The organism is uncultured Nostoc sp. (genome assembly GCF_964245575.1).
Taxonomy (GTDB): Bacteria; Cyanobacteriota; Cyanobacteriia; order Cyanobacteriales; family Nostocaceae; genus Nostoc.
In genome coordinates this window covers 1-18152 of the sequence record NZ_CAXTNP010000003.1, presented here as the reverse complement: position 1 = coordinate 18152, position 18152 = coordinate 1, and the positions used below count along the sequence as shown (strand labels likewise).

At 42.9% G+C, this 18152-nt stretch carries 17 protein-coding genes; 8 read left to right on the top strand and 9 right to left on the bottom strand.

Annotated features, from left to right (window positions below; all coding sequences use genetic code 11):
• Window positions 1-100 precede the first annotated feature (100 nt).
• Both ACFFAP_RS00820 and ACFFAP_RS00815 read left to right on the top strand, forming a co-directional pair.
• Window positions 101-2632, top strand: coding sequence for a heavy metal translocating P-type ATPase (locus tag ACFFAP_RS00820; protein ID WP_375509435.1), 2532 nt, complete (start codon window positions 101-103; stop codon window positions 2630-2632).
• A 184-nt stretch (window positions 2633-2816) separates the two neighbouring features.
• Window positions 2817-3314, top strand: a complete 498-nt coding sequence (locus ACFFAP_RS00815; RefSeq protein WP_375509434.1) for an FHA domain-containing protein — start codon at window positions 2817-2819, stop codon at window positions 3312-3314.
• Window positions 3315-3386: 72 nt separating this feature from the next.
• On the opposite strand, the gene ACFFAP_RS00810 is transcribed toward ACFFAP_RS00815, so the two are convergent.
• Window positions 3387-3734 carry a hypothetical protein gene (locus tag ACFFAP_RS00810; RefSeq protein ID WP_375509433.1) on the bottom strand — a complete coding sequence of 116 codons (348 nt, stop codon included), beginning with the start codon at window positions 3732-3734 and terminating at the stop codon, window positions 3387-3389.
• A gap of 196 nt (window positions 3735-3930) precedes the next feature.
• Here ACFFAP_RS00810 and ACFFAP_RS00805 point away from each other — a divergent pair, with 196 nt between their 5' ends.
• A complete protein-coding gene (locus ACFFAP_RS00805; RefSeq protein WP_375509432.1) occupies window positions 3931-4851 on the top strand; it encodes a TIGR01777 family oxidoreductase in 921 nt (306 codons plus the stop codon).
• 119 nt (window positions 4852-4970) lie between these two features.
• Here ACFFAP_RS00805 and ACFFAP_RS00800 read toward each other — a convergent pair whose 3' ends face one another.
• The 3 genes from ACFFAP_RS00800 to ACFFAP_RS00790 form a co-directional block, all read right to left on the bottom strand.
• Window positions 4971-5216 (bottom strand): hypothetical protein, encoded by a 246-nt coding sequence (locus ACFFAP_RS00800; protein ID WP_375509431.1) that lies wholly within the window; start codon window positions 5214-5216, stop codon window positions 4971-4973.
• A 173-nt stretch (window positions 5217-5389) separates the two neighbouring features.
• A complete protein-coding gene (locus ACFFAP_RS00795) occupies window positions 5390-5812 on the bottom strand; it encodes a tetratricopeptide repeat protein (RefSeq protein WP_375509430.1) in 423 nt (140 codons plus the stop codon).
• Window positions 5813-6002: 190 nt separating this feature from the next.
• The gene (locus tag ACFFAP_RS00790; RefSeq protein WP_179069217.1) at window positions 6003-6359 is read right to left on the bottom strand and encodes an iron-sulfur cluster assembly accessory protein; all 357 of its coding nucleotides are present in this window, start codon (window positions 6357-6359) and stop codon (window positions 6003-6005) included.
• A 327-nt stretch (window positions 6360-6686) separates the two neighbouring features.
• On the opposite strand from ACFFAP_RS00790, the gene ACFFAP_RS00785 reads away from it, so the two are divergent.
• The 4 genes from ACFFAP_RS00785 to ACFFAP_RS00770 all read left to right on the top strand — a co-directional run bounded on the left by ACFFAP_RS00785 (window position 6687) and on the right by ACFFAP_RS00770 (window position 13179).
• On the top strand, window positions 6687-8327 hold the full coding sequence (locus tag ACFFAP_RS00785) for a DUF6930 domain-containing protein (protein ID WP_375509429.1): 1641 nt from the start codon (window positions 6687-6689) through the stop codon (window positions 8325-8327).
• Window positions 8328-10760: 2433 nt separating this feature from the next.
• A complete protein-coding gene (locus ACFFAP_RS00780; RefSeq protein ID WP_181985004.1) occupies window positions 10761-10937 on the top strand; it encodes a CopG family transcriptional regulator in 177 nt (58 codons plus the stop codon).
• 274 nt (window positions 10938-11211) lie between these two features.
• The gene (gene zds / locus ACFFAP_RS00775) at window positions 11212-12651 is read left to right on the top strand and encodes a 9,9'-di-cis-zeta-carotene desaturase (RefSeq protein ID WP_375509428.1); all 1440 of its coding nucleotides are present in this window, start codon (window positions 11212-11214) and stop codon (window positions 12649-12651) included.
• An 84-nt stretch (window positions 12652-12735) separates the two neighbouring features.
• Window positions 12736-13179 (top strand): SRPBCC family protein, encoded by a 444-nt coding sequence (locus ACFFAP_RS00770; RefSeq protein ID WP_375509427.1) that lies wholly within the window; start codon window positions 12736-12738, stop codon window positions 13177-13179.
• Window positions 13180-13539: 360 nt separating this feature from the next.
• Here the strand turns inward: ACFFAP_RS00770 and ACFFAP_RS00765 are convergent, their stop codons facing one another.
• The 3 genes from ACFFAP_RS00765 to ACFFAP_RS00755 all read right to left on the bottom strand — a co-directional run bounded on the left by ACFFAP_RS00765 (window position 13540) and on the right by ACFFAP_RS00755 (window position 16086).
• Window positions 13540-13776 (bottom strand): 2Fe-2S iron-sulfur cluster-binding protein, encoded by a 237-nt coding sequence (locus tag ACFFAP_RS00765; RefSeq protein ID WP_375509426.1) that lies wholly within the window; start codon window positions 13774-13776, stop codon window positions 13540-13542.
• Window positions 13777-13878: 102 nt separating this feature from the next.
• Window positions 13879-15357 carry a cobyric acid synthase CobQ gene (gene cobQ / locus ACFFAP_RS00760; protein WP_375509425.1) on the bottom strand — a complete coding sequence of 493 codons (1479 nt, stop codon included), beginning with the start codon at window positions 15355-15357 and terminating at the stop codon, window positions 13879-13881.
• Window positions 15358-15681: 324 nt separating this feature from the next.
• Window positions 15682-16086 (bottom strand): Npun_F0494 family protein, encoded by a 405-nt coding sequence (locus ACFFAP_RS00755; protein WP_375509424.1) that lies wholly within the window; start codon window positions 16084-16086, stop codon window positions 15682-15684.
• A gap of 195 nt (window positions 16087-16281) precedes the next feature.
• Between ACFFAP_RS00755 and ACFFAP_RS00750 the strand changes: the two genes are divergently transcribed.
• A complete protein-coding gene (locus tag ACFFAP_RS00750) occupies window positions 16282-16719 on the top strand; it encodes a peroxiredoxin (protein ID WP_375509423.1) in 438 nt (145 codons plus the stop codon).
• Window positions 16720-16797: 78 nt separating this feature from the next.
• Here the strand turns inward: ACFFAP_RS00750 and ACFFAP_RS00745 are convergent, their stop codons facing one another.
• Together ACFFAP_RS00745 and ACFFAP_RS00740 are read right to left on the bottom strand one after the other, a co-directional pair.
• Window positions 16798-17196 carry a hypothetical protein gene (locus tag ACFFAP_RS00745; RefSeq protein WP_375509422.1) on the bottom strand — a complete coding sequence of 133 codons (399 nt, stop codon included), beginning with the start codon at window positions 17194-17196 and terminating at the stop codon, window positions 16798-16800.
• Between the two features lie 33 nt (window positions 17197-17229).
• Window positions 17230-18117, bottom strand: coding sequence for an ABC transporter permease (locus ACFFAP_RS00740; RefSeq protein ID WP_375509477.1), 888 nt, complete (start codon window positions 18115-18117; stop codon window positions 17230-17232).
• Window positions 18118-18152: the final 35 nt, after the last annotated feature.

Here is an 18152-nt window from a genome sequence, read left to right as displayed (position 1 = left end):
AGGGTTGACATACAGTCATAGTTCCATATTTCGCCTACGCTCAAATTAGAGACGCTTTTAGTCAGGCGTTGAATTTCTGTAGCGAATCTAAACACTTGCCATGCAACTTGTCCCAAAAACTAAGCTAGCCCCAGAATTTGACCCAATCCTAGAGAAAATTATTCTCGATGTTGGGGGTATGAAGTGTGCTGGGTGTGTGAATGCAGTAGAGCGACAGCTAACCCAACATCCAGGAGTCAAGAGTGCCTGTGTGAACCTGGCCACAGAGGTAGCAGTTGTAGAGTCAGAAACTGGTGCGGTAGATGCAGATGCACTAGCACAGAGATTAACAGCCGTTGGATTCCCGACTCAACCCCGAAAAACTAGTGGCACAGTAGCAGGCGAGATATCTACTTTACCAGACCCAGCAGAACGACAACGCAAAGAAATGCGATCTTCTATAAGGCAGTTAGCGATCGCTGCAATCTTGCTGTTATTGTCGGGAAGTGGACATTTTGGTAATCTTGGTAGCTCAATGCTACCAGTACTAAATAACATCTGGTTTCACTGTGGACTGGCGACAGTAGCACTATTAATTCCCGGTCGCCCGATTTTAGTAGATGGCTGGCTGGGCTGGCGGCGAAATGCGCCTAACATGAACACCCTCGTGGGATTGGGAACGCTGACAGCCTACATTGCTAGCTTAGTAGCGTTGCTTTTTCCCAAAATGGGTTGGGAGTGCTTCTTTGACGAACCAGTAATGATGCTGGGCTTTATTCTCTTAGGAAGGACATTAGAGCAACAAGCTAGAGGTCGTGCTGCTGCCGCATTTAGGAAATTGTTAGCACTCCAGCCACTCTTAGCGCGATTGATTCCCAACCCAGAGAAAGGAGGAATGGGATCTTCTAGCGTAGAGATTCCTGCTGAACAGGTGCGTGTTGGTGAATGGGTACAAGTGCTGCCAGGTGATAAAATTCCTGTCGATGGTGAAGTAGTGGTTGGTAAAACAACGGTGGATGAATCCATGTTGACTGGGGAAGCCGTGCCAGTAATCAAGCAACCAGGCGATATGGTGACAGGAGGGACGCTAAACCAATCAGGAGCGATCGCTATTCAGACAACCCGTACTGGAAGTGATACAACTTTAGCTCAAATTGTCGCCTTAGTAGAAGCCGCCCAAACTCGGAAAGCCCCAGTACAGAAATTAGCAGATACAGTAGCTGGTTACTTTACCTACGGGGTGCTAACAGCATCTGTATTAACATTTGTCTTTTGGTACTTTTTTGGTACTCACATCTGGACTGATGTCAGCATGTCTAGTGGTATGGAAATGATCAGCCACACTACACATGAAGTTCCCCACTCCCCTTTATTAATCAGCTTAAAGCTAGCGATCGCAGTTATGGTAGTCGCCTGTCCCTGTGCTTTGGGACTTGCCACACCAACAGCCATTCTTGTCGGGACTGCGATGGGCGCAGAACGGGGTCTGTTAATCAAAGGCGGCGATGTTTTGGAAAAAGTACACAAGTTAAACACCGTAGTCTTTGATAAAACCGGCACTTTGACCACGGGTAATCCCATTGTCACAGATTGTCTGTTAATTGAGGAAATGGGGAGTGGGGGATTAGAGGCATGGGGAGTAGGGAGTAAAGAACCCCACTCCCCACTCCCCAGTACAGACGCGATTAATCGCGTCTCTCCCTACTCCCTGATTCAACTAGCAGCAGCCGTAGAAAGTGGTACTCACCACCCCCTAGCAAAAGCGATTCAGCAAGAAGCACAGGGGCAACAGTTATCTATTCCAGAGGCTGTGGACTTTCACACGGAACCAGGACTAGGGGTATCTGCTGTCGTAGAGGGTAAAGTTGTACTGTTGGGTAACTGGGACTGGTTGAGTTGGCACGGCATTTCCATTAACGAAACTGCACAACAGGTAGCACAGGATTTGGCAACAGATGGTAAAACAGTCGTTTGCGTAGCTGTTGGGGGAACTTTAGCCGGGTTAATTGCTGTTTCTGATACCCTCAGACCAGATGCCCAATCTACCGTAGACAAGTTACGTCAGATGGGCTTACGAGTAATGTTGCTCAGTGGCGATCGCCAAGAAGCAGCTAATGCCATAGCCAAACAACTAGGATTAGATAGTGCTGATGTAATAGCAGGTGTTCCCCCAGCGAAAAAAGCGGCTGCAATACAAGCACTCCAGAACGAGGGACTGGGGACTAGGGACTGGAGACTAAGAAAAATTCTTCCCAATCCCCAATCCCCAATTCCTAATCCCCAATCCGTTGTGGCAATGGTAGGAGATGGAATCAACGATGCTCCAGCTTTATCCCAAGCAGATGTAGGAATTGCTTTACACTCCGGGACAGATGTGGCGATGGAAACTGCTGAAATTGTCCTAATGCGCGATCGCTTAAACGATGTCGTCGAATCTATTCAGCTTAGTCGCGCCACCTTCAACAAAATCCGCCAAAATTTATTCTGGGCTTTTGCATATAATACAGTTGGTATTCCTTTAGCAGCAGGCGTTTTGTTCCCTAGTTTGGGTTTTGTGCTTAACCCATCTGGTGCTGCTGCACTAATGGCTTTTAGCTCTGTTAGCGTCGTCACAAACTCAATATTATTACGGCGATTAGCTCATCACCCGTAAAATTTCCCTTCTCTTGTTAAACTGAGTCGCCCCATCAGCTTTTACGCAGCCCATAAAGCCTCTTGGGACGCTTACCAAAGCTATCATAGCTAGTGGAGTAGAACGAATATGTTCTACTCTTTCAAGGTATTATGCAACTTTAAAGCTTATTTGGATCAGCACCACAGACTTATGGTGCGCGAAAATGGCAAGATACGATACTAAACAAATATTGATTAATCACAGTTCCACCAATTTGTCAATGGCAGCAGAAACCAATGAAAACCATCTACTGATTATTGAAGACGATCAAGGTCGCAAAGAATTTTCTCTGGAGCACCCCGTCTACTCTATCGGTAGAGATCGTGAGTGTAATATCCGTTTGATGTCGCAGTTTGTCTCCCGCCGCCATGCCACATTAGTGAGATTGCCACGAGATCATAATAGTCATAGCTACTATTACCGGATTGTAGATGGCGATGCCAAAGGCAAGCCTAGTTCCAATGGTTTGATGATTAATGGACGTAAAATACCAGCTCACGATCTCAGAAATGAAGACGAGATCGTTTTTGGGCCTCAAGTACGTGCTATTTATTACCTTTTAAGAAATACTCAGCGTTTGGGACAAACGGATTCGAGTGAGTACGATATTACACTAATAAACCCCGGTATGGCCGAGGAATTAGAGGATGTGGAAGAGTGAATTATAACCACCAATAACAGCTTGATAATCCCACGACTTGAAGGCGTGGGAGTGTCAATTCAATCACCAAAGCTATCCTGCAAGACTTTCAATCAAATGCCAATGGCGGCTACTTTCAATAGCCTGCTTGATGACTTCAAACATTTGTCGGCAGTAATTATCTAGTTGGAGTGGTAGTTCTTCATTTTTAATCACAATGCTCATCCGGGTTTCTGTTTCAGTAGATTTTGATTTATCAATCAATACTTCTGCTGTGATTAATTTAGGAAAAGGAACATGGCCCGGAACCTCACGAGCGATAATATAATCGCCAGTGTAGTATTGAATATCCAACTGACAGTCCTGTAGAAGTTCTACAAGTAACGGCAACAGATGGTCACTAGGAACAGAAACAGTAAATGAACAGGTATAGCGAGCCATAATAGCCCCAAGCCTTGCAACACTCTGTCCATCCTATAATACCGAAGCATCTAAACGAAAAGTGATTACAAAAGCAAAGTTTTTCAGATTAGGCATTACGAGATATACATTCACATCTGTTCTATGCATAACGAAAGTGCCGTAAGCTGAAAGTTTGATCAAAAACTTTACAATAAAGGTTTGGCAGAGGTAGAACATGAAAGTAGCAATTACTGGAGCAACAGGATTTGTTGGTAGTCTTTTGGTACAACGACTCCACGCAAAAGGCGATCAAATAGTAGTATTAACTCGGAACACCACCTTTGCTCAAAAGGTTTTTCCATCTGAGGCTTTCCCAAATGTAGAAATTGTTGCCTATACACCAAATACATCCGGTTCTTGGCAAAATTTCATTGCTAGTTGTGATGGCGTAGTTAATTTAGCAGGAGAACCCATTGGTGAAGGACGCTGGACACCAGAACGCAAACAAGCAATCCTCAATAGCCGGAAGCTAGGTACACAAAAAATAGTTGAAGCAATAACCAACGCTAACCCTAAACCAACAGTGTTAATTAATGCTTCGGCTATTGGCTACTACGGCACCAGCGAAACGGCAACCTTTGATGAAACAAGCCAATCTGGTAACGATTTTCTCGCCCAAGTCTGTCAAGCCTGGGAAGCAGAAGCGAGAAAGGTAAAAGATGCTGCTGTGCGGCTGGTAATTCTGCGTTTTGGGATTGTTCTAGGCAATGGTGGTGCCTTAGGTAAAATGATTCCGCCTTTCAAACTGTTCGCTGGTGGCCCTATTGGCAGTGGTAGGCAGTGGTTCTCATGGATTCACGTAGACGATTTAGTTAACCTGATTCTGCAAGCTTTAACTAAACCGGAAAGAGAAGGTGTATATAATGCTACTGCCCCTAACCCAGTCAGAATGGCAGATTTAAGCCAAACTTTGGGACAAGTGATGAATCGCCCTTCTTGGTTGCCTGTTCCTGGTTTTGCGATCGAAGCTCTTTTAGGAGACGGGGCTATGGTAGTTTTAGAAGGTCAACAAGTCCTTCCTAAGCGCACCCTGGAAACAGGGTTTAACTATAAATACCCAAAGTTGCAGTCAGCATTAACACAAATTCTTACATAGATTAAAAGGGCTGGGTACTGAAGATTGGACACAACAGGCAGAGGTTCAGAAGAGAGGAATTTTACCCCTGCTAACCTGCTTCTTTCCCAGTCCCCAGTCCCTAATACCCAGTACCCAGTCTATTGACTAGATAGAAATTTTCTGGAAACCCAACTGATAATACCACTAAGGATGGCACCGCCCATCAGGATACCGATCGCTGGGTTAAACACGGGTTGCCACAGTTTATGCCACAAATCCAAACCCAAGTTTACTCCTACAGAATCACCGATCGCTGCGATCGCTAACCAGATAAAGCCAAACAAAACCAAAAAAACATCGGCGACTAAAATCGTGTTTAGCCAATTTAACAATTTATCTTTCATGATTGGAATGGGGAATGGGAAATGGGGAGTGGGGAATGGGAAATGAGGAATGGGGAGTTGGTATTAGCAAGAGACAAGGTAGACAAGAAAGAAGACTTATTCAATAATTTCTCCTTGTTCCCCTACACCGTACGCGATTAATCGCGTCTCTCCCGACTCCCGACTCTCCATCCTCATTCTTCAAACAGCCAATTTTTGACTTTTTTCAAACTCTGCCAATCTGGTTTTCTACTGAAACCGTCTTCAATACTGGTTTTTATTTCATCGCGCCATTCTTCGTTGACAAAAATTAGCTGCTGTGCTATATCAATATGTTCTCGTAAACCTTTTTGACCTGTTTCCAGCATTGCTAAGGCCAGATTGACTCTAGCCTGTGGGTCTTGTGGATTTAACTTGACTGCTTTCTGTGCAGCTTTGTAAGCCAAATTGGGTTTATTATCGAGTAGATATAACCACGCCAAACAAATCCAAGCAGCACTAGTTTTAGGAGCGCGATCGCACACTTCTTTAAACACAGGGATTAAAGAATCTACCGCCTCTCCTGCTTTATAGCGTTCCAAACCTGTATCAAACAGGGATTCAAATGTATTAGTCATTGGTCATTAGTCATTAGTCATTGGTGAGCCAGTGCGGTCTTCTCCCAAAGGGAGAGGCTAGCGCCAAGGGGGTTTCTCCCATGAGCAACTGGTGCTAGCGTAGCGGTAGCGAGGTACGAGCGTCACCCGAAGGGGCATTAGTCATTTGTCTTTCGTCCAATGACAAGGGACAAATGACAAATGACAATTATTACACCCCAAATGACTTGCCGCAACCGCAAGTTTGGTTAGCATTGGGGTTAGTGAATTGAAAGCCACCGCCAATCATGGCATCACTGTAATCGAGCATTAAACCGTAGAGATATAATAGACTCTTGCGATCGCTAACAATTTTGAAGCCATCATAGTCAAAAACTTCATCCTGAGGGGTGATCTTGCTAGTGTCTTCAAAGTCCATCATGTAAGACATCCCAGAACATCCACCCTGACGGACTCCTACCCGTAAGCAGAAGTCTGTGCCTTGCTTGTCCCGGAGGGATTTTACCTGGTGCAATGCGGCTTCGCTCAACAGAATTCCGCGTTGTTGAGCCTGAATAGCTTGTGTCATCTGCTTTTTTAACTCCTTAATTAATCTAAGCGTTACCCTGTATCGGCTTGTTAATGCCTTTGGGTTGCCCTTGGTGTTTTTGTATTCATTCTAGCGGCTTAGATGTCGTTAGATGCCAAATTGTAAACACTCCGTCAAAAGCAGCCAAAGATTTCTATTCTAGAATTGAGAGATTCAGTGTATTTATACATTCGGTATTTCTGAAGTTCAAGTTTTACGGCAGCCTGAGAAGCAACTATCTTTCAGGTGCAGCCATAAAAATTTAATCCGAGGCTAGCTATCCCCCAAAGTTTACTTCCAAATTGCTTCTTTTGATTAACTTACTCTATGACAAGTTTTAATCGCTCTACCAGTCGTCGGTTGAAGAAATTAACTCAAATTCCTTCTGTATGGGAGGGCGATCGGCGTCCGTTGTCATCACCAAACCAGCATTCAGACTCAGAGGAAAAGGGAGAATGCATCCTTTGGGTAGATTACTCCCAAGGTGTGGTTCGAGGAATGGACGTGGTAGCTTCAGATATCGGTCCAGAAGCAATAGTTCGGACTTTAATGCAAGCAATGGAGCATCCCCACAGTCCGGCAAGACCTGCCAGACCTCAAAGAATTGTAGTCAAAGACCGCGAGATCCAATTTTACCTGCGGGGGGTGCTGCAAGATTTAGATATTGCCATTGACTACGCACCAGAACTGCCTTTAATTGACGAACTGTTTCGCGGGTTCGCTGACATCCTCGATAGTCAAACCCCCGACTTACCCCCACAGTATGCACAAATCTTGCGAGAGAAAGCATTTGCAATTTGGCAAGCAGCACCTTGGGAATTTTTGGAAGAACAGCAAATTTTGTCAATCGAGATTAATAAGTGGGATGTTGGCACACTCTACGCCTCAGTTATGGGAATGCTGGGAATGGAGTATGGGATTTTGTTTTATCGCTCAGAAGAGTCTTTAAAACAGTTTCGCGCCGCCGTTTTAACGGATGAAGAATCAACGGAGCATCTAGAAGAAGCGTTCCTTAAGCAAGATTGCTTATTTCTCACCTTTGAGAGTGTTGACGAAACCGATGAAGATGAGGATGAAGAAAGTGATTTGGCGGATCTGCCATTATCAGAAATTGAGCCAACTTTCGGTAATATCCACCCCTTAGAAGGACTACGGTCTGTTTTGTATGACGAAGAAGCACTGGTAATCTTCGTTGCGATCGAAAGCCTGATCCGCTTTATTCGCGATCACCGTCGCCAGCTTCATGAGGACATTTTCCCTCCCCTCAGCCGTCGCTATCGCATTTCTCTGCCACAGTCGGAAGAAGCAACTAAATCTCTGCCTGTTACAGTCTCTACCATGCCGCAGTTAGCAGCAGAATTAGAGGAAATGGCAGGCTTTGATGTCGATGATGAGGACATTGGAAATCTTGACTCCCCAAATTTCCAATCATTGCAAGATGACTTAATACCAGAAGATTCCTTCCTCAGCTTAGGTGTAGTGTCCTGGGAAATGTTGGAGTACTTGCGAAAGGGAGTCAGCTACCATCCGGCTGGTGAAATCAAACAAGTGGGTGACGGTTTGCCGGTGATTTTAATTCAAACTTCCCGACCTAAGGCTAAGACTGTAATTGAAAGAATTGAAGCAACAGGGGGACTGAGAGCTATTTGCTTTAATCCAGGTGCCGACCCTTTGGATGGCGATCGCTACGACCTGGGTTTATTACAAACTCAAAATGGCGAATTGTTCCTATTCGGTGAATTCTTAGATGAAGATCCTATTCATGTAGAAGCCCGGAAAAAATGGAATCAGCGCTGTAAAAACACTAAGGGCTACTGTGGCTTAATCATTGCCAAAGGGCTAACCGGAGCTTCCCGTGGCAATCCTCAGTTACGAGATATGATGGCTTTGTTTGAAGCGCGATCGCTTTCACCTAAAGATTTAGGTATTGGCACTCTTCAACTGATGCCCCAAGTTAAATTTGAATAGTTGCACCAATTCTCCCAATTCTCAATCTTAAATTGTGGTTATGAGAAATTACAGCAGTTTTCCTTTACATGAAGTGCAAAGCTACGGGTTTTGAGGCAGGAGGTAGAAACTCTTTATATCTGATGCGTAAATCCTACACTTTGTACCTCACTTACTTGCAAACTGCTCTTAGTTGATGTGTATTTGATTCACATATTGATTAAAACTGTATTCGGGAGAGAAAAAGGGAAAGGTTTACCCCTCTTCTGTTGACAAACTGAGTGCTGAGTGAAGTAAAAAGTACTCAGAATTTTTGCATTTGTATATACCTCAACCTTGGTGGGCGATCTTTTCACTCAGCACTCTTCATTTGCGTAGCTCTTAGAAGATGTTTGAAAAATATTATGGTAAACATCGGGAGCATCCCAATTTTACAAGAACATGTTTGTCATTGCGTTCGCCTTTAAAGAACCCGTAGGGTAGGAAGCAACAGCGTAGTGAAGCAATCCCATATCTTGCGATTGCTTCGCTCCACCCAAACATCCTCTTAGGGTGCAGCACTTTGCAATCCGCATTTACAGTGGATTTAAAGTCGGTGAAGTACACCAACTACATCCATTCAGTAGACCTCTTGCATAAATCCAAAATAATACCAATTTGAAAAATGATTGCGACAGATGGATAGAGAAAACCCAGATACAGTAAGCGCTTTCCAATCCAAAATCTAAAATCGTTCGACTTGGCGTTCGCGAGTGCGTCTCCAAAAGTTGCCGAACGCGAGTGCGTTTTGCAGGAAAGTCTAAAATTCAAAATGGTATAAGAACCCCACCCCGCCAAAGCTACGCTTTGTCTCCCCTCCTCTTATTTTTGAAGAGGGGTTGGGGGTGGGGTGTTAGGAACTTTTGCAAGAGGTCTAGTAATGCTGGAGGAACCTTTAGGATTACTGAATTGAAAAATCCAGAGCAAAGGAAATCTCCGCTCTGGATTTTCGAGATCAAAGTTCTCTCTGAATTCTGCTGTATGTCAACAGCAATAGGTAACCAATGATTAGAAGCTAACTTTACCTCAATTTCATGAAGTAGCTGTATTTTGAAATTTTTTCAGTCATTTCATCTGGATATATATTCGTATAAATAATTACAAACTTCTAAAAAATTCTCTGCAAGGTTCTGTTTAATAAAAGCTAGGTAACGTACTTAGATATCGAAATATTTTTTTAACCATTTTTTGAGTTTTGCATCTTCTTATGTATCAATATAATTAAGCAAAATTTCATAAAACATCTTTTTCTTTGTAATTTTTTTATAAAGGATGAGAATGAGTTTATTTAGAGACTAAATGAAGATTATTTAAAGTGTATAAACAATGGCTAGAATGAACACATAATGGAAGAAGTAAAATCTACAATTGTTTTTATGAGTATACCTACTAAATAATAAATGTTTGCAAATTTAAAGTTTATTGGCAGGAATTTATGTTTTATTTGTGAAAAACTTACTGCCTTACTTCTAGGACAAAAATTGGCAAAAAATGATTTATCTAACCTGACAATAGAGAAATACTATGAATATCAAAAAAAATCACTGAGTTTAAAACAAACTATATCGCTAGAGAGAAGATAAAACACATGTCAGATTGCATCGTATTTTTACGGCGAGTTAGTCTAAAAGTATGAAACAAAAATAAAATATTGTTATGGGCAACAGTCAAGTAACATCATATCTGTTTAGCGAGCATTTATCTGTGTAAAATTACAGATGATGCTGTTAGAATTTACCAAATAACTCAGCTATATACACCCAGAAAACTCAGTTTTATACCCTTTTTGGTGGTTACTATATTGGCGCAAAGAAGCAATCAGCTTGATAGAGGGTAGCCAAAATTTATAACCGTTCAAGTAGCTCTTAACTTCGTGGTTACAGTAATGGGTGCAGATGGGTGTTTGTTTTAGAGCGATCGCTTATTTGCCTACTTTTAAGTGATTATTCACGACCTCTATAGACGATTGTAACCCGCCTTTGGGCAAGCATTTCAGCATGATAATGATTCTGAAGTTTTATTTTCTGGTGTTATCCTAGATGTTCTCTCCAAGTGGGTTTGGCGAACTTGGTTAAGAGAGAAGGTCAAATACTTCCGATGGAGAATAACTTTGGAAATCTTGATTGAGTCAACAGTAGGTGTCTCAAATTCATTTATAAAATTTCATTGTCAGGCTTTACTCATGCTGTTAGTAGCGTTATTATCTTCAAAAGCAACTATGTGGTCTTTATCATGTCACAACAGTAACAAATAAAGTGTCTTTTTTTAATTTTTTTAGGAAATGATGAATACTTTGACAAAACGAACATTTTAATATTAATGATATTACTTGTTTCCTGAGACAAATTCTGATAACCTTATCGGTTCCCTCTTTAATTTAGACTTTTTCGACGATGTAAATATCCAGCAGATAGCATGATAATGACAAATAAAAAATGGGCTGTTAAACGTATAACTGTCAATCTCGCAACACAGGAAGCAGAAAAGCTAGAAAAATATTGTCAACAAACAGGTAGACCCGCAACCGATGTGATTCGCGAACTGATTAGAAGTTTGCCTGTCTCCGATGACGACAAAGATGTAAATAAGTAAGAAGTTGCTTTTACAACTTACCAGATAACTGCTTTGTTACCAAAAAATAGCTATGATACTTTTTTGAGTCCGCCGCTATGGACAAGAGTTTGTCTAGCTGATACAGACGCGTTATTCTCGCGTCTGGTCAATTACCGGGACTAAAAGGAGTGATCAAAAAGGTTTTAGTATCGACATTGCCATGCTTTAATATGCTGGTGGAGTTGATATTAAGTAGCAAATTCCGACACCAACCCAGTTACAATCTGTAAAGAAACTGAAAAGGAACGACGGAATGCGTGTTGCAATCGTAGGTGCGGGACTGGCTGGGCTAGCAACCGCAATAGATTTAGCTGATGCTGGTTGTGAAGTAGAGATTTTTGAGTCTCGTCCGTTTGTGGGTGGTAAAGTTGGCAGTTGGGTTGATGGAGATGGCAACCATCTAGAAATGGGTTTGCATGTATTTTTCGGCTGCTACTACCAACTATTTGACTTGATGAAGAAAGTGGGGGTGTTAGAAAACTTACGCCTCAAAGAACATACCCACACTTTTATTAATAAAGGGGGGCGCACTGGTGGTTTAGATTTTCGCTTCTTTACAGGTGCGCCTTTCAATGGCTTAAAGGCATTTTTCACTACTTCCCAACTATCGTTGCAGGATAAGTTGCAAAATGCGATCGCTTTGGGTACTAGTCCAATTGTTCGCGGGTTGGTAGACTTTAACGGGGCAATGAAAACCATCCGCAAATTAGATAAAATCAGCTTTGCCGACTGGTTTCGCAGTCACGGTGGAAGTAATGGCAGCATCAAACGCTTATGGAATCCCATCGCCTACGCATTGGGATTTATTGATTGCGAAAATATGTCTGCCCGTTGTATGTTAACGATATTCCAGTTATTTGCAGTCAGAACTGAAGCCTCTGTTTTGCGAATGCTGGAAGGTTCTCCATCTGAATATTTGCACAAGCCCATTCTGGAGTATTTAGAAGTTAGAGGCACCAAAGTTTACACGCGTCGGCAAGTGCGAGAAATTCAATTTACTGAGTCAGCCGAACAAACCCGCGTCACTGGTATAATAGTTGCCCAAGGTGATACCGTCGAAACTATAACTGCTGATGCTTACGTTTTTGCCTGTGATGTTCCAGGAATTCAACGCATCCTACCCCACGAGTGGCGTAAGTGGTCAGAATTTGACAATATTTACAAACTGGATGCAGTGCCAGTAGCAACAGTGCAGCTACGCTTCGATGGTTGGGTAACAGAACTGAACGATGGAGAGGAACGTAAACAGCTTTTGCACGCGGCTGGAATTGATAATTTGCTGTACACAGCCGATGCAGACTTTTCTTGTTTTGCTGATTTGGCGTTGACTAGCCCTGCTGATTATTATCGCCCAGGACAGGGTTCATTGTTACAGCTAGTGCTGACACCGGGAGATCCGTTCATTGCACAAAGTAATCAAGCGATCGCACATCATGTCCTCAAGCAAGTCCATGAACTGTTCCCCTCGTCACGGGAGCTAAATATGACTTGGTACAGCGTGGTAAAACTTGCTCAGTCTCTCTACCGAGAAGCACCAGGGATGGATGCATACCGTCCCAACCAAAAGACACCAGTAGATAATTTCTTCCTTGCCGGGAGTTATACTCAGCAAGATTACATCGACAGCATGGAAGGAGCGACTATTTCTGGACGGCGGGCGGCTAAAGTGATTTTGGAGAGTTTGAAGAGATAAGGAACTGCAAAAGCCGCAAAGGACGCGTACTCTTGCAAAGAAGCAAGCTACGCAAAGCATCTTATAGAGAAGGAAGAAGAGAGAATGTCAGATTGGTTAGAGCATACCGTGCAGGTAGAAGTAGAGGCTCCCATAGATTTAGTATGGAGCCTCTGGTCTGATTTAGAGCAAATGCCCCGGTGGATGAAGTGGATTGATTCGGTGAAAATCCCGCCAGATAATCCAGATATATCTCTTTGGAAATTAAAAACTGGCAGTCTAGAATTTAATTGGCAATCCCGAATTCTCAAAGTTATTCCTAACCAAATTATCCAATGGGAATCGGTTGATGGTTTGCCGAATCAGGGAGCGATTCGCTTTTACGATCGCCAGAATAGTAGCATTGTCAAAATGACCATTTCCTACGCCATCCCTGGCATTATTGGCAAAATTATGGATAACTTGTTTTTGGGACGCATAGTTGAATCGACGATTCAAGCTGATTTGGAAAGATTTAAAGAATACGCACTAAATGTTAAATCTAGTTAACGGGACTTAAAGATACATACGCCAAAATTTCATGTAAGTGTCAATCTTACTTAAAAGTAGCTAAAGACTATATATAGCAAGGGTTTTGTTCCCCGAAATGCTGGTTTTTACACGTATCTCGGCTCAATGCCATATTATTGCCATAAATAAATATACTTAAAGACATATTAAAAAATACGTGTATCTCTTGCTTAGGTTTGAAGTTGTCAACAAATATGTTGTTATAAACTACAATTCGCGGATTTTCTTTGGCATTAATCTTGCAAAAATTTTACACAGTTCTAAAAATAGAACTAGAGGAAAAAAGCTGCGATCGCTACACTTAAAAATCTGCTTGTATAGGTTTAAAGGGTTGAAAAATTACCAAGTTGGGTCGCTAAACAAATTAATTGTCAATTCTTCGCGTGGCGGTACTGGCGTGATACAAGCGCGGATGATCTCTCCATCCTCTAATTCGACGGTGCAAGCGTGACAAGACCCCATGAGACAACCGGTGGGAATAAATACCCCAGCCCGATCTGCTACATCTAATAGGGCTTCTCCCACTTCAGCATCTACTGTGACATCATCTGGTAAAAAGCGGATACGAACAATCATCAATGTTACGCATTTAATTTAGTATTGTCCTTCGTCAGTAGTCCTTTGTCATTTGTAAATGACCAATGACTAATGACTAATGACATTTCAACGCATTTTAGCTTAAGACAAAAACAGACTTAAGTCTAAATGGCTTTCAACTTCAGTGGCTAGGGAATCCAAAATCTGCTCTCGCTGGTCTCGGTAGTTAGCAACACCTGTGGGCAAAGATTTTAAACCGCGCTGTTGACGGAGGCGATTTAACCAAGCGCGTCGCCAAGGGCCGTTGTCAAAAAGTCCGTGGAGGTAACTTCCCCAGACTGATTGACAACTATCCACTAACCCTAAATTAATATCGTCAAATAGGGCATGGTAGGATTGAGGGTCTATACCTTGCTGTTCGATGCGCGATCGCCCTTGGTGGATTTCAAAGCCATTGACTGGCAAGCCCGGTTGCGGATAATTCGAGCTAACTTGGCGCTGGCGGGCAATTTTTTGTCCTGTAATTACAGTTCTGATTGGTAAAAGATTTAACCCTTGAAATCTGCCAGCTTGTCCCTCTATCCCTTCAGGATCAGCGATGATTTGACCGAGCATTTGATACCCACCGCAGATACCTAAAACCGTTCCACCAGAAGCAGCATAGTGTTGGATAGCTTCTGCCATACCGCTTTTTTGCAGCAGTAGCAAATCAGCAATTGTGGTCTTTGTACCTGGTATAATTACTGCATCGGGATGTCCTAAATCTTGCTTGGGACTTAGATATTTTACTGAAACAGTGCTTTCTGATTCGAGTGGGTCAAAGTCGGTGAAATTGGCAATTCTGGGTAAGCGAATGACGGCAATGTTGAGGTCAGTTTGGCCTTTATGGGATTCACGTTCTAGTAAATCAAGGGAGTCTTCTGCTGGAAACACTTGTTGTAAGTAGGGTATAACACCGATAACGGGGATACCTGTGCGTTCTTCTAACCATTTTATCCCCGGATCTAAGAGCGATCGCTGTCCTCGAAATTTATTAATTACTACACCCTTAATTAAGGCGCGTTCATCTGGTTCTAATAACTCCAAAGTTCCAACGACATGGGCAAAAGCACCACCCCGATCAATGTCAACGACTAACATCGTTGGCGCATTTAAATGTTTTGCCACCCGCATATTAGTTAAGTCGCGGTGCTTGAGGTTAATCTCTGCTGGACTACCGGCACCTTCACAAACCACCATGTCAAATTCTGTTCCTAAATGCTGTAGTGATTCTTCAATTGTCCGCCACCCCAGTTCAAAATATTGCTCGTAGTAATCTGAGGCACTAACTTTACCAACAGACCTACCTTTGATAATTACTTGGGAAGTCATATCCCCTTGGGGTTTGAGTAAAATTGGGTTCATTTCTATCCAAGGCACGACTCCCGCCGCCCAAGCTTGCACTGCTTGGGCATAGCCAATTTCTCCACCATTGGCAGTGACATAAGCATTTAAAGCCATATTTTGACCTTTAAAGGGAGCCACTCGCCAGCCACGCCGCGACAGAATGCGACAAATAGCTGTAGTTAAAAGTGATTTCCCTGCATGGGATGTTGTCCCCACCACCATAATTGATTTCATAGTTGTTATTCGTTAGTTTTTCAGGATACAGGGTGAATTTTTAGGAGTGAACAATTATATGGCAATTCGTCCATCAGTTAAAAAACAGGGGAGCAGGCTTGCCGTGAGCGTAGCCGAACGGGAGCAGATAACAGGAGGAGAATTCCTGTATAATTTATCCCCCTTGCAAGAGCAGCACCCTTCTCTCTGCCTCATTTCTTTACTAGCACCATCAGAAATTTCGATTATTTAGATGATTATCGTAAAGACTTCATGAATAGATATGACGTTTCCGTATATATTGTTCCCTTTGATTCCCTAATCCTAACTCTTTGGTTTTTTATTCTAAAAAGGTATCCGCAACCAACGAATCACAGCATCGGATAAACGATCGCGCCATGAAGGTGTCCGCCAATTTTTTCCCTGATATTGTTCCACCAACTGGCGACCCAAAGGAGTGAGGCGAAAACTATCTGTAATTCCCTGACCATCGACTTCTCGCCGCAATACACCTACTTGGATCAGCCAACCCAAGGCGTTGTCACACGCTAATTCTGATAAAGGGCGTTTAGTATAGCCCTGCTTGAGGCCATTTTCTAAGGCGATCGCAGTTATTGATACACTCTGGTGTCCCATCACTTCAAATAAAGATAGATTAAAGGGTGAACACACTAGCGATCGCTCGGCTCTCTCTACTGTGCTTTGAGGATAGACAAAAATATTTGGGTTTTGGGAATCAACAGCAGGCATTATGTATGGGTAGAAATTTTTCTTCTGATAAAAATTAATATAAGAATATATTTTTTCTTGTACCAACTACCTCATTTAACCAAAAATTGCTTACCTAAAGTATAGGGTTGCTATTTTTTAGTAATTATATTTAATGATTATAAATTAATGTAAAATTTCAAGTGCATCAACAATCTTAAACAGGAAAGGTTAATTATGCCTCTAGCAGTTGGTACGGATGCACCTGCATTTACCGCCAAAGATACAAAGGGCAACACAGTCTCCCTATCTGATTTTGCCGGGAAGACGGTCGTTTTGTATTTTTACCCCAAAGATGACACGCCAGGCTGCACCAAACAAGCCTGTAGTTTTCGGGATGCCCAGTCTCAATATCAAGGTAAAGATATTGTAATCTTGGGAGTCAGTGCAGATGATGAAGTCTCCCATCAGGCATTCACCCAAAAATATGATTTGAATTTTCCCCTACTGGCTGACACCGACAAATCCCTCATCAAAGCTTTCGATGTGGATGGCGGCGGTTATGCCAAGCGCGTCACCTTCGTAATTGACCCCAACGGCAAAATTACCCATGTTGACGCTAATGTAAATACCACCAACCATGCTAGCGATATTTTAGCTGCACTTGGGCTGTAGTTTTTTACCTGATAACTAAGGATTTTTTAAATAGTCTCAGCCCCAAGCCCTACAGGCTTGGGGTTCTTTGCTTGGAATTCACTTACCTGATTGTGGTGTAACGGATGGTGGTGTAGCTGATGGTAGTGTAACCGATGGCAAACTAAGAGTTGGTTGCTGTTGTTGACCTCGAATTAGGTTTTGTTGTCTGGCTTTAAAGGCTGCTGCTGCTGAGTCTAATTGTTCGTTCTGTTGGTTAGAATCCCAGTTGAGAGTCCCGAAATTCGCCCGATGAATCAGGTCAAACATGTTGAAATTATCTGAGTTTGAACGGGAGAAGGGATCGGTATTTTGGTCTGTTGTACTATTACTGGGAAAAGAATCCGTTGGGCTGCTGATTTGAGCCGAACTGGGTTGAGCTATGAGTAAGGAAGCAAAGCTAATTCCTGCCACGGTAGCGACAAAGAGTCTAGAAATTTGTAAAAATGGTTTTTTCATGGGGTTTTGACCCTAAAATTTCTCTATTTTATCTTAAGCAAGAGTCCGACGCAGTTGGGGTTGAATACTCAGTAAGGCGACAAGGGCAAAGCCAAACAATACTAGCAACGCTCCCCCGAAGGTTACATCACCCCAAGGAGCTTGCATTACTACGCTACCTAGTTCCCAACTACTGTGGAGATACAGATAGCGAATGGGTTCGATCGCATAGCTGAGGGGATTTAGGGTAGCTACAACCTGCAACCACTGAGGCATGAAGGATAGAGGAGCCAAAGCAGTACTAGCAAACAATAATGGTAAATTAGTGACGAAAATCACTGCAATCAATTCAATGTGTCCGGGTAGAGCGAAAGCTAAACCAAGGGAGATGGCTGTTACACCCAAAGCTAAGAGGAAGACAATTAGAGCGATCGCACATAAACCCGTTGCATCTGGTAGTCCAGCCCCAATAAACGCGGCTGCTGCAACAATCACGGCTGCTTGCAGCAAACTTTGGCTGATGATAAAGATTGCTGAAGCAAAGACAATGGAAAACCGTGATGCTAACGGTGCTACCAACAAACGATTCAAAAAGCCGAACTCGCGATCAAACATTACGGGCAAACCAGCATTCAGCGCTCCAGCAAAGGCTGTAAACACAATTACTCCAGCAGCCAAAAATTGCCCATAATTTGTCGTACTGCCGAACAATCCCTTAGGTGCATTTTGAAATAAAGCACCAAATAGCACCAACCACATCACTGGCTGAATAATTCCGGCAACCAATGTGGAGGGACGGCGTTGCAACTGAATAAACAAGCGACGAGTTAAAGCCAACGTCTCTTGTACCAATTCACCGAAAAAGTTAGGTGCAGCATTCGCATCTGCTTGTGGCGATGCTAAAGGCTGCCAATTGATATCAGATTTAGGAGTAACGCTCATGATTGGGGATTGGGGATTGGGGATTGGGGATTGGG

Bases quoted from the DNA above. Each gene is read 5' to 3' on its own strand.
- ACFFAP_RS00805 (WP_375509432.1), top strand. From the start codon at position 3,931: ATGAAAGTAGCAATTACTGGAGCAACAGGATTTGTTGGTAGTCTTTTG.
- cobQ (WP_375509425.1), bottom strand. From the start codon at position 15,357: ATGAAATCAATTATGGTGGTGGGGACAACATCCCATGCAGGGAAATCA.
- ACFFAP_RS00780 (WP_181985004.1), top strand. From the start codon at position 10,761: ATGATAATGACAAATAAAAAATGGGCTGTTAAACGTATAACTGTCAAT.
- ACFFAP_RS00815 (WP_375509434.1), top strand. From the start codon at position 2,817: ATGGCAAGATACGATACTAAACAAATATTGATTAATCACAGTTCCACC.
- ACFFAP_RS00820 (WP_375509435.1), top strand. From the start codon at position 101: ATGCAACTTGTCCCAAAAACTAAGCTAGCCCCAGAATTTGACCCAATC.
- ACFFAP_RS00790 (WP_179069217.1), bottom strand. From the start codon at position 6,359: ATGACACAAGCTATTCAGGCTCAACAACGCGGAATTCTGTTGAGCGAA.
- ACFFAP_RS00810 (WP_375509433.1), bottom strand. From the start codon at position 3,734: ATGGCTCGCTATACCTGTTCATTTACTGTTTCTGTTCCTAGTGACCAT.
- ACFFAP_RS00765 (WP_375509426.1), bottom strand. From the start codon at position 13,776: ATGATTGTTCGTATCCGCTTTTTACCAGATGATGTCACAGTAGATGCT.
- ACFFAP_RS00740 (WP_375509477.1), bottom strand. From the start codon at position 18,117: ATGAGCGTTACTCCTAAATCTGATATCAATTGGCAGCCTTTAGCATCG.
- ACFFAP_RS00770 (WP_375509427.1), top strand. From the start codon at position 12,736: ATGTCAGATTGGTTAGAGCATACCGTGCAGGTAGAAGTAGAGGCTCCC.
- zds (WP_375509428.1), top strand. From the start codon at position 11,212: ATGCGTGTTGCAATCGTAGGTGCGGGACTGGCTGGGCTAGCAACCGCA.
- ACFFAP_RS00745 (WP_375509422.1), bottom strand. From the start codon at position 17,196: ATGAAAAAACCATTTTTACAAATTTCTAGACTCTTTGTCGCTACCGTG.
- ACFFAP_RS00785 (WP_375509429.1), top strand. From the start codon at position 6,687: ATGACAAGTTTTAATCGCTCTACCAGTCGTCGGTTGAAGAAATTAACT.
- ACFFAP_RS00795 (WP_375509430.1), bottom strand. From the start codon at position 5,812: ATGACTAATACATTTGAATCCCTGTTTGATACAGGTTTGGAACGCTAT.
- ACFFAP_RS00755 (WP_375509424.1), bottom strand. From the start codon at position 16,086: ATGCCTGCTGTTGATTCCCAAAACCCAAATATTTTTGTCTATCCTCAA.
- ACFFAP_RS00800 (WP_375509431.1), bottom strand. From the start codon at position 5,216: ATGAAAGATAAATTGTTAAATTGGCTAAACACGATTTTAGTCGCCGAT.
- ACFFAP_RS00750 (WP_375509423.1), top strand. From the start codon at position 16,282: ATGCCTCTAGCAGTTGGTACGGATGCACCTGCATTTACCGCCAAAGAT.